This is a genomic window from Pseudomonas fuscovaginae SE-1 (assembly GCF_000364705.1).
GTDB lineage: Bacteria > Pseudomonadota > Gammaproteobacteria > Pseudomonadales > Pseudomonadaceae > Aquipseudomonas > Aquipseudomonas fuscovaginae_A.
On the sequence record NZ_AQOH01000004.1, the window covers coordinates 16,037 to 27,769 of the forward strand.

Consider the following 11,733-nt stretch of genomic DNA (forward strand, 5'->3'; position numbering starts at 1 on the left):
CCCGCGGCACGACGCCGGAGGGAGCGAGCCACACGAAGCGGGAACTGAAAAATAGGCAAATGGCGCACGATTATGTTCCCTCTTAATACGCGACGTTATGAGTGGTAGGATCGTTGACCATGGCATCCCCCATGTCCGGTTCGACACCGATGATCGAGATCACGCTTTTTTTCAGCAGTTCCCCCCCGATCTTGGAGATCTGATCCAAAGCCGGAGTATCCTGCCTGATATACGTGATCATCTGCGCGTCGGTGGCGCAGTTCGTGCACGCCCTCAGGCTGAACTTTTCCACTTGATAGGAAAACGGCTGGTCAGCGTAGATCAGCAACTCAACCCGCGTACCGCGTGCCACCGTAATGGACAAAGGACCATCAGGCATGCGGAAGTATCTGCTCGGTTGGCTATCGATGGTCAGACGCCCGCTCACGGTCTGAGCCCCTAATTGACGCCCCACCAGCTCCAGCTTGCGCCCCCCCTGCTGGCTCGCTCCAACAACCAGAGCCAGGCCCGAAGGCGTGGTCTCGCCGCTGATTTTCAGATTGCCGCGAGGCAGTGCAAGAGCGGGATGCTGATAAAGCTGCACGGTCAGGCCGCTACCCTCACCGAAGAACTGCCTGGCGGCTGCCAACCCGGTCGGCTGCTGCGCCGCAACTGTGGCCGAATCCGCGCCCGCTGCCTTCTGCCCGTCAAGCGACGCTGCCTGCGCATCGTCAATGCAATCCGCACAAGCCTTCAAGTCGGCCTTCTCGATCTGATAGGCATACGGCACATCGGCATAGATCAGCAGTTCAACACGTGCGCCAGGCGCCACCGTGATGGACAAGGGGCCATCAGGCATGCGGAAGTACGTACTCGGTTGACTGTCGATGGTCAGGCGCCCACTCACGGCCTGCCCACCTACCTGCCGTCCCTCGAGCTCCAGCTTGCGACTCCCCTGCTGGCTGGCTTCAACCACCAAACTCAATCCCGCTGGTTTACCGTCACCGCTGACCTGCAGACTGCCGCGATGCAGCACCAGATCAGGCGTCTGGTAAGTCTGCGCGACCAGACCACTGTCGTCGTCAAAGAAATGCTTGAGCGCGGACGGCCCGCGCGTATCGAGCAGCGTCGAACGCGACACCGCGAAAACCGTCAGGCTGATCGCCAGCAGGATGGTGAGGCCAAACAAGTGCGGACGCCAGCGCCGTAGATCGACAGCTGACAAACGCGGCAACTGCGGGCGAAACCGAACCTGCCCCAAGTGCGGGCGCAGCCTGAGCGCCGGAGCCTCGACCAGGGTCCAGGACAACGCAGCCAGTACAAAGGCCACCGCCAGCGATGTCCACGCCAACCAGGGCTGGCCGGTCATTCCGGCGCTGTAGAGAGCCAGCGGCAATGGCATATGGAACAGATAAAGCCCGTAAGAAAGATCATGACCGCGCATCCAGCCCGAAAGCTGCGGCCAGGAGTGGGCAAACGCCAGCACCACACCTGCCAGTAGCAGAGCCCGCAGGGCGACCTCCAGATTGGGAACGCGGTAGTCCACGAGAATGATGCCGGTTTTCGCAAAATAAAGGCCAGTGATAACCATCCATGCAAGCAGCCACCAGGCCGCCCGACCGACAAAAAACACCTTCAGACGTTCCCAGTAGGTGGCAGCCGTTGCCCCGACGAGGAACAGCCAGAAGTATGGAAGCGGACTGGAGTGGATCATGCCGGTGAAGCTGCTGCTCGGGTCGCTGCGCAACAAGGGGCCGACGTGCATGGCATAAGCCAGCGACGCACTGAAACACAGGAAGATCAGCCAGGGTGTCAACTTCCAGCGCGCCAGGGTTTTGGAAAACACCAACGGCACCAGCAGGTAGAACCCCAGCTCGACCGGGATGGTCCACAGCACATCGGCAGGGTAGCCCTGGTACAGGCCGGTCCAGGTAAAGGGTCCCCAGTTGGTGACTACATTGGCATAGAAGTTGGAACCGATGAACATCGCCGACAACAGCCACTTCCAGAACATCGGCTCCACAAGCATGGACAGGGCAAATCCGCCGGTGCAGGCCATCACCACGATCACCAACAGATACTGCAGCCAAAGCGCTGGATAAATGCGCAGGGCGCGACTGCCGAAGTAGTTCAGCAGTCCGCGCTGACGGCTTGTGTAGGAGCGGGTGATCAGAAAGCCGCTGACCACGAAGAACACCGGCACCCCTGGAAAACAGAGGAGCAGCAGGCGGATCTCATACGGCACCGGTACCTTCAACCAGCCAACGAAGATGTGCAGGAACGCGACCTGAAAGGCCGCGAGCAAGCGGATCAGGTCGAAGTTATTGCGATGTTCATCGGCCACCATGCCAGTCAGTCGCCCACCTGAACGGCCGCGACGCCAGTGAGCAGCTCTTCGACACGCAGAGCCACCGCCGTGGTCTCGATGATTTCGTCGAAGGGAATCGGTGCCGGCCCGCCAGTCGCCAACGCCTCGGCCAGCAGCTTCATCTGGGTGCCCTGCCCTTTGTCAGCCTCGCTGGCCGACCAGAGCACCTCGCCGGTGCTGGACTTGATCAGTTGCTTGAAGTCGTCGACAACATAGGCTTCGCCGTCGCAGAACACTTCGATGCGCTCCTTCGGCAGCCCCTGTTTTGGGCCAAGCGCGGTATAGAACAGGTTGCCGATACTGCCGTCGGCATACCCGACGGTGGCGCTGAAGTTGTCTGTCGCCAGGTAAGGCCGGCCACCGGGGTTGATCCCGGTAGCGCTGACCGTGGTGACCACTGCGCCCGCCAGGCAACGGAACACATCGTACATATGGCAGGCTTCACCGATGTTACGACCGCCGCCCTGCTCGGTCTGGATCCAGTGATCCAGCGGAATGTAGCCGCCGTTCAGGCGGTAGTTGATCGCCAGCGGCGCGGTGCGCCCGGCCAGCACCTCGCGCAGAGCCTGGATGGCCGGCGAGAAACGACGATTGAAGCCCACCATCAGCAACGGCGGGTTTTCCAGCGCGTCGTGGCACTCGGTCAGCGCGTCGAGCTCGTCCCAGGTGATCGCCACCGGTTTTTCGACGAACACATGTTTGCCAGCATTCAATCCGGCAATGGCCTGGGATGCGTGCTCGCAATGGCGGGTAGCGATCACCAGCATGTGCACATCGGGATCGTCGATAGCGGCATCGAGGTTGGAAGCGAATACGCCCAGGCGGCGCTCACGTACGAAGTTGCCGCCACGTACCGCATCACGGCTGACCACGCCACGCAGGAAGATGTTGTCCATACGGTCGAGCATCGGCACCAACATCGACTGACCATAGGCGCCAGCACCGACCAGCAGGTAGTTGATCTTGCCACTCTGCGGGCTGCGCGCACCGCGCAGCTGGATCCGCTCGGCTTCGGCTGGCTCGACCACCGCGCTATCGGCACGGGTGTAATCGAGCAACACGCCAATCGGCGGCTCCTGGCTGTTGGCCAGGGTCTTGTACAGCGCTGGCGCTTCGTCCACCGGTGCGATGATATCGACCAGCGACTCCACATCCAGGCGCTTGGCCGCGATCAGTTCCATGTAGCTTTGCATGTTGCGGTTGAGCGTCCAGCGTACATAGGAGATCGGGTAATCGTTGCCCTTCTCCTCGTAACTTGTGTCGTAGCGACCCGGCCCGTAGGAGGTGCTCATCAGCAAGTCGATTTCCTTGCGATAGAAATGCGCACGCTGCACGTTGAGGCCCACGTCGCCGACAATGACCACCACGCCACGACGGCGAGTGATTTCCATGGCGGTGTTGATCACGCCATCGGACTTGGTCGCGGCGGTGATGAGGGTACGGTCGCAACCCAGGCCAGCGGTGACGTCCCGAATCAGTCGAGGGAATTGCGCGGCATCCGAAGTACCATGTTCCATGCCCAGTTCACTGGCACGCTGCACCCGCTTGGGGTCGAGGTCGAAACCGATCACCTGGCAACCGGCCGCGCGCAGCAGTTGTACGGTCAACAGGCCGAGCAGGCCAAGGCCAATGACCGCGACCTTTTCCCCCAGATCCGGCTGAGCCCGACGCACACCTTGCATGGCGATGGTGCCAATGGTGGCCGAGGCGGCCCAGCGCATGTCGCAGCCCTCCGGAACTGGACACACCAGGTTACGCGGCACCAGCACATAATCGGCATGGTTGGCACGCCCGGCGCCACCACAGGCCACCCGATCACCGACCTTCAGCCCCTGTACGCCAGCACCCAGCGCCACCACGACGCCGGCAGCCGAGTATCCGAGGTTCCAGCCGGTTTCGTCCATTTCGTTGTGCGGATCGCCTCCCGGATTGGGCGCGACCAGCACCACGTGCAAGCGCTCGAAATCGGCGCGGGTCACCCCACCCTGGGCGTTGGAGATCACCAGTTTCGCCGCCTCTTCGCCCTGCGGGTCGAAGATCAGCCTGTCGTCCAGCACACCCGGTGCCAGGGTGCGGTTGCCCAGCCATTTGCTGCCGCTCTCGTCGAGGATACCGAGGGCCAGCTTGCCACTGTGAATGCTGCCACGCAGCTCCACGGCCACCTGATAACCAGCGGGAATCCGGAAGGCGTCGGTGTGCGCCTGATACTGCCAGTCGGAATCATCGGTCACCAGCGACAGGCGCTGATTGTCGACCACGAACTCGCTGGCCGCATCGCGTTGCCAGGCCACGGCGCCGAGCTCCTGATCCGGCAGGCGCACCTTGGGCGGTTCCGGCATCAGCCGGGCGATCTGATTTTTGGCGATACGCTTGAGGCGAGAGGCGGCCAGGCGCGGATCGGCGATGGCCTTGACCAGGTAGCGGCCTGCACGACTGGTAATCTCACGCGCCTGGTCCAGACCGGTTGACGCCTCGCCCGCAGTGGTCGGACGCAGGCCGGCGACTTCGGTGCCGACACTGATCATCGAATACTGCACGTGAACCAGGACAGCACCAGGCTCAACACCGGGTGCGGGCATCCGTGCGATGCGTACACGATCATTGGCTAACAGAACTTGCCTCATCAACACTTTCCTTCGTCTTGAGCAGTTGCATCGAATTATTCACGACACCGACGGGGTCCGGCCCGCCATGACGGACCGTCATCCAGGTATCAGGACTGCAGTTGTTTTTCTATGATCAACGCCAGTCGCGTGGTCGCGATCTGGCTGCGGATGTTCGTTTCGTCCAGCGCACCGACGCGGATCGCTTCGGCCAGAATCTGGAGTTCTTCCAACTGGCCTTTCTGCGGCGTCGACGCTGCCCAGAGTTTGGCGCTTTCGCCGGCCACGGTGACTACACGATAGTCGTCCAGGCTCAGGACCTTGCCATCGGTATAGATATCCATGCACTCTTTGGGATGGTTGGGTGAGCCCAGCGAGGTATAGAGCAGGGTAGCCACCGAGCCATCACTGTAGCGAATGGTCGCGCTGAAGTTTTCATTGCGGCGAATGCCACCGGCACTGCCGCCAATCGCGGTGGCCTCTACCGTTACCGGCTCGGCATCCGTGAGGAAGGCGAACAGGTCATATATATGGCAGGCCTCGCCGATATTGCGTCCACCACCCTCCGGCCCATGTACCCAGTGCTCCGGTGGCAGATAGCCGGCGTTCATCCGGTAGGAAATCATCAGTGGCGCGACCCGCCCCCGCAGCGCCGCTTTGATACTGGCGATGCCGGGGGCATAGCGCCGATTGAAACCGGTCATCAGCAACGGCATGGACCCGGGCCCGGCCGTGGCATAGAAGGCCTCGACAGCAGCCACTTCGCCCTCCTGCAGGGCCAGGGGCTTTTCCACCAGCACGTGCTTGCCGGCCTCCAGCGCCTCCTTGACCAGCGCCGCATGCAGATGGTGACGGGTGGCAATCAACACCAGGTCCACATCCGGGTCGGCCAGCGCCTCACGGTAATCGGTACCGGCAAAGCTGGCACCGAACTGCGTAGCGGCGGCCTTGGCGCTGCTGCCGGTGCGGCTGACGACCCAGCGGAGTTCATAACGGTCACGTAACTTGATCAGGTTGGGCAGGTGCATACCTTGGGCAAAACCACCGGCACCGATCAGGGCGACCCGCACCTTGCCCTCGCTACCGGCAGGCGCACACAGCATCAGGCTGCGGGTCTGCTCTGGCTGCCCGTCGGCGGGATAACGCAACAGTGCCAGCAGCGGCCGGTCATTACCCTGCGCCAGGCGCACATACAACGCCTCGGCGTCGGCCAGGTCGACCACCTCGGGCAGCAACGCCTGCAGGTTCACCTTGCCTTGCGCCAGCAACTCCAGATAGGCCCCCATATTGCGGTTTTCCGTCCAGCGCACGTAGGCCAGCGGATAATCCTGACCTTCCTCTTCGTAGTTCGCGTCGTAGCGTCCCGGCCCGTAAGAGGTGGAGATAAAGAAATCGAGTTCCTTGCGGTAGAAGTCTTCGCGCTTGATATCCAGACCGACATCGCCCACCAGCACCACACGGCCCTTCTTGCGGCAGGCGCGCATGGCCAGGCTGATCAGCTCGCTGCTGGTCGATGCGGCAGTGATCACCACCGCATCGGCGCCCAGGCCATCGGTCATCCAGGTGATCCGGGCGACCTGGTCGTCCTGAGCAGGATCGATGACCAGGTCCACGCCACACTGCCGGGCAACCTCCAGGCGACGGGGGTCCGGGTCAACACCGATCACGCGACAGCCATTGGCCTTGAACAGTTGCACGGCCAATTGCCCAAGCACACCCAGACCGACCACGACGATGGTTTCGCCCAATGTCGGGGCAGTTCTGCGCACGCCTTGCAGGGCAATCGCGCCCAGGGTCACGGTTGCCGCCTGCAACGTCGGCAACGGCTGAGGCACCAGCACGGCCAGGTTGACCGGAACGTTGATGATTTGCGCATGATTGGCAATGCCGGCACCGGCACAGGCCACCCGATCACCGACCTTGAAGCCGTCGACCTGCTCGCCCACCGCCACCACCAGACCAGAGGCCGAATAGCCTGTCGGCTGGCCGGCCGCCAACGTACCGCGAATGCGCTCGACGGTGCGCGCAAACCCCTGCTCACGAACCATATCAAAGGCCCGCTTGATTTTTTCCGGGCGCTTCAACGCACGCTTGTACAGCGGCTCCGCAGCCTGAACCACACTGGCGGCCTCGGTACCCACGCTGACGCAGGAGTACTCGACACGCACAAGGATGTGCCGACTTCCCACCAAAGGAGCAGGTACCTCTTCCAGACGTGCCGCCCCCTGCTTCAACAGCAATTGCTTCAACGCCAAGCGCCCCGAGTATCAATGACGACCTTACCGTCGAGCAACGTGCGATCGATGGTCATGAACATCTTGTGGTTGACCAGCAGCAACACAACATCAGCGCCGGCGATGGCATCTTCGGCTTGCATGAACTCGACGTTGCGATACTTGCTCAGTGACGGCGGCAGGGTGTCGACATGTGGCTCGACTGCGTAGATCAAGCCATCTATTTCATGGGCCAGATGCGCGGCAATCTCCAACGCCGGGCTCTCGCGCAGGTCATCGATATCGGGTTTGAACGACAGGCCCAGACACGCCACCCTGGGATTTTTCAAGCTTTTGGTCGCGGCCTTGACCTGCTCGATCACCCACCGCGGCTTGCCGTCGTTGACCAGGCGCGCCGTGTGAATCAACTTCGCCAGATCCGGGGTCTGCTCAACGATAAACCATGGGTCTACCGCGATGCAGTGCCCACCCACACCTGGGCCGGGTTGGAGAATATTGACACGCGGATGGCAGTTGGCTAGTTCGATCAATTCCCAGACATCGATGCCCTGACGGTCGCAGATCAGAGACAGCTCATTGGCGAACGCGATGTTGACGTCGCGGAAGGCGTTCTCGGTCAGCTTGACCATTTCGGCGGTGCGCGCGCTGGTGGCCAGGCAGTTGCCTTCGACGAACAGACGATAGAACGCTGCGGCCTGTTCGGCACACTTGGCCGTTATGCCACCGATGATGCGGTCGTTGCTCACCAACTCATGGATGATCCGGCCTGGCAGCACGCGCTCGGGGCAGTAGGCCAGCCGGATATCCGAATTTTCACCGACATCGCCAGGGAAGCTCAGGTCCGGACGAGCGGCGCACAGCCACTGTTCGAGCTTCTCGGTGGTGCCCACCGGCGAGGTGGACTCGAGAATCACCAGGTCGCCTTTCTTAAGCACCGGTGCAATATTACGTGCCGCCGCCTCAATATAGCTGAGGTCGGCCTGATGGTTATCCTTGAACGGCGTAGGCACCGCCACCATGAACACATCGGCGGGTTCCGGTTGCAACGAAGCACGGAAACGCCCTGAAGCCACAGCACCGGAAAGCAGTACATCGAGTTCGGCCTCGACGATATGAGTCTTGCCGGAGTTCAGTGTGGCCACAACCGATGGATTGACATCGATACCCAGCACTTCGCAACCGCGGCTGGCAATAAGGGCGGCAGTCGGCAGGCCGATATAGCCCAGCCCAATCATCGACACACGCTTGTATTGGATCATCCCAGTATTCTCTGCACGATTCTCTGTGCGGCCAGTCCGTCTCCATAAGGATTTCCGGCGCTTGCCATGATTTGGTACTCGGTTTCACTGTCGAGCAGCCGCAGGGTCTGCGTGACGATTTCGCTGATGTCGGTGCCGACCAGTCGCACGGCCCCTGCATCAACGCCCTCGGGGCGCTCGGTGGTGTCGCGCATCAGCAGCACCGGCTTGGCAAGCGACGGCGCTTCCTCCTGGATGCCGCCAGAGTCCGTAAGAATCAGATGACAACGCTTCATCAAATAGACGAATGGCAGGTAATCCAGTGGCGCGATCAGATGCACCCGCGGGCAGCCACCAAGGATGCGGCCGACGGGTTCTTGCACGTTTGGATTGAGGTGGACCGGATAGACGATTTCCACATCATCGCGAGAGGCCAGCTCACGCAGCGCCATGCAGATGTTTTCGAAACCCTGCCCGAAGCTTTCGCGGCGGTGGCCCGTGACCAGAATCAGCTTGCGGCTGGAGTCCAGAAAGCCGAACTGCTGCTCGAATCGTGTGTTCAAAGCATGGTCAGCCTCGAAACGTTGCACAACATCGAGCAAGGCATCAACCACGGTATTGCCGGTCACGCAGATGCTGGTGTCAGCAGTACCTTCGCGCAGAAGGTTGCTGCGCGCCGCTTCGGTGGGTGCGAAGTGATGAGCAGCGATAGTTCCGGTCAAACGCCGGTTGATTTCCTCAGGCCACGGAGAATAGATGTTCCCCGTACGCAGCCCCGCCTCTACGTGTCCCACCGGGATGCGCTTGTAATAAGCGGCCAGGCTGACGGCAAAGGTGGTCGAGGTATCACCGTGCACCAGAACAAGATCAGGCTTCTCGGCCTCAAGCACGGGCTCAATACCCTGCATGATTCGAGTAGTGATATCGGTCAGACTCTGCCCGGGGCGCATGATGTCAAGATCATGGTCGGGCACGATACCGAACACGTCCAACACCTGATCCAGCATTTCCCGTTGCTGGGCGGTGACGCACACACGGCTATCAACAAAGGCCTTTGCCTGAAGCGCCTTGACCACCGGAGCCATCTTGATGGCTTCGGGCCGTGTACCAAAAACACAAAGTATCTTCATTCCCCAGCTTCCTTCTGAAGTCCGAAACAGCAGTTGAATACCCATGCCATATGCAATCTTCTTCTGCAGAGACGACGCAGGAGCGCGCCAAGGCTAACCCCAAGAAATCCGGTGCATCATGAAAGCACCTGTTTCTTTTTCGATCGTAAACTCAGCGGTGAGCAGTTCTCGCTCGTGGTCGATCGTTCCTGCACCGCCACCTCTTTCAGGCTGCCGTTCTTGCGCTAGCCGCACAGGCAGGGACCTGAGTGAACGCAGGACATGGCCCTCAGCCGGTAATAAAATCCATTTCGCCGTGTAACTTCAGAGGTAAAGATATCTACCCACCAGATAGAAGCGACGCAGGGATGATCGGGACGTAAAACCGAAGCCCCGTATCATATCGCTGAAATATTACTATTTCTGGTAGGGTATTTGCCACTTTGAAGTGGTCTACTATCCCGAAACCTTTCTTGGGCAGGTATGATCGCCACACAGAGGGACCCTATCAGTACACAGAGGCGCGCCTCCCCCTCCGCACTCAAGCACGTCCCCACCTGACCCACTTCACATCTCCAACCTTTCACCCGGCGCCAGCAATTTACTCCAGCCCCCGAAAATGAGAAAAACTACCCAGCCTTTTCCCTGGATACGGACCTCCCATGTCTCGCCTGAAGCTGCTCATCAAACTGCCCGTCATACTGATCCTCGCTGCCGCACTGTGGTACATGTGGATCATTCTCAGCGCCAAGCTCGAATGGGGCGGTGGCAGCCCGGACCAAAAGACACTGGGCGCGGTGCAGGACATCCGCCAACGCGCGATGACCCAGTTCTGCACCGGTGTCGTCGCCACACCGCAAGGCACCTGGCTGGTCGGGCGCGTCGAGACCGATGCCAAGGAGCTGCAACCTGCCGCCAACGTGGTGGACCTGGACGCCGTGCTTTATGGCAAACCGGCGCAGAACGAGGATAAGGACGCGGAAGAATCCGGCACCTTCTCCAGCTTCCTCTCCCCGCGTCAGAAGGAAACCACCTTCATCTCGCGCCTGAACGACCAGGGCCGGTTCGAGCTGGTGGCCCATATCACCGACCCCGCCTGCCTGGTGGCCAGTCCGGATGGCAACCGGGTCTTCCTGCTCAGCGGCCTGGACCGCCCCGAGACCGATACGCCCCCCGACGATGGCAAGCCACAGGTGCTGTTTGCCGGAACACAAAGCGCGGTCTTTCGCACCGACGACCAGGGCAAGCACTGGAGCTGGTTGCCCAAGGGCTTTTTCTCCGAGGCCGATCACATTGCCTGGAATATCAAGCCGTACTTCCATGGCCAGAACGAGATCTGGGCCTGGAGTTCGCCGAGTCAGGAATCGATGGGTTATGGCGACATACCCGACGGCATCTCCACCGGAGTGTTCTACTCGGCCGACGGCGGTGCGACCAACACCGAGATTTTTGCCTCCCAGTCGCTGCTGGTGACCCAGGAATATGCCCAGGGCAAGCGACCGGACGTTACCGAGTGGTCAAAGGACGCCAGCGACACCGGAGACCTCCAGACCCATGTCACGCAACTGGACGCACAGCATGCGGTCATCTGGGTGTCGCAACGCTTCTGGGGGCGTAATCCGGGTGAGGGGGACCGCAACCTGTCGGTCAGCGTGACGACCCGCGCCCAGCTCAAGCGGGATGCAGGCCCGTGGCAGGTGGAATCCGTGCAGCGGGAGGACGGGCTGTTCATCGATGCCCTGGTGGATAACGGCAATGGTCGCGTCATGGCTCTGATCGATCAGGGTGATCGGGGTGAGAACAGGGTCGGCGAACTGGACATCGCCAAGCTGGGCTGGAATATCGTTGGCGAACTGCCCAGCGTGTTCGGCCCAATGGGGTTCCATACCCAACTGCGCGAGGGGCATTTCTGGATGGGGCAGAACAGCCTGCTGATCAACACCTCCAGCAATCATCAGCCGCCAAGCTGGCTGCACTGGTGGTCGAAGGCCACGATCTCCGCAGACGGGGTGTTCTATTCCACGGACTGGGGACGCTCCTGGAAACGGCTGGCGATCGACGGCTACCTGGGCATTCTCGGTTTCCAGGGAGCACAGGACCGGGTTTTCTGGGCCAAGGGCAACGGGTACAACAGCCGCGACCTGGGGGTCTACTCGTACGGCCTGCACTGACGCAAGCCCGCCTACCGGCGAGCCTGCGTCG

General features: G+C 61.1%; 6 protein-coding genes. 1 reads left to right on the plus strand and 5 read right to left on the minus strand.

Translation table 11 applies throughout. From position 1 onward, the window contains the following. Positions 1-82: 82 nt before the first annotated feature. The 5 genes from K675_RS0100565 to wecB all read right to left on the minus strand — a co-directional run bounded on the left by K675_RS0100565 (position 83) and on the right by wecB (position 9,552). On the minus strand, positions 83-2,326 hold the full coding sequence (locus K675_RS0100565) for an acyltransferase family protein (protein ID WP_017901561.1): 2,244 nt from the start codon (positions 2,324-2,326) through the stop codon (positions 83-85). A 5-nt stretch (positions 2,327-2,331) separates the two neighbouring features. Further along, entirely contained in the window at positions 2,332-4,971 is a 2,640-nt protein-coding gene (locus K675_RS0100570; protein ID WP_232434385.1) for a bi-domain-containing oxidoreductase, read from the minus strand. A gap of 89 nt (positions 4,972-5,060) precedes the next feature. Next, the gene (locus K675_RS0100575) at positions 5,061-7,199 is read right to left on the minus strand and encodes a bi-domain-containing oxidoreductase (RefSeq protein WP_026144797.1); all 2,139 of its coding nucleotides are present in this window, start codon (positions 7,197-7,199) and stop codon (positions 5,061-5,063) included. After that, positions 7,196-8,443, minus strand: a complete 1,248-nt coding sequence (gene wecC / locus K675_RS0100580) for a UDP-N-acetyl-D-mannosamine dehydrogenase (protein WP_017901564.1) — start codon at positions 8,441-8,443, stop codon at positions 7,196-7,198. Before wecC ends, K675_RS0100575 begins: the two co-directional genes overlap by 4 nt. After that, positions 8,440-9,552, minus strand: coding sequence for a non-hydrolyzing UDP-N-acetylglucosamine 2-epimerase (gene wecB / locus K675_RS0100585; protein ID WP_017901565.1), 1,113 nt, complete (start codon positions 9,550-9,552; stop codon positions 8,440-8,442). Before wecB ends, wecC begins: the two co-directional genes overlap by 4 nt. 641 nt (positions 9,553-10,193) lie before the next feature. Between wecB and K675_RS0100595 the strand changes: the two genes are divergently transcribed. Continuing rightward, on the plus strand, positions 10,194-11,702 hold the full coding sequence (locus tag K675_RS0100595; protein WP_017901567.1) for a hypothetical protein: 1,509 nt from the start codon (positions 10,194-10,196) through the stop codon (positions 11,700-11,702). Positions 11,703-11,733 lie beyond the last annotated feature (31 nt).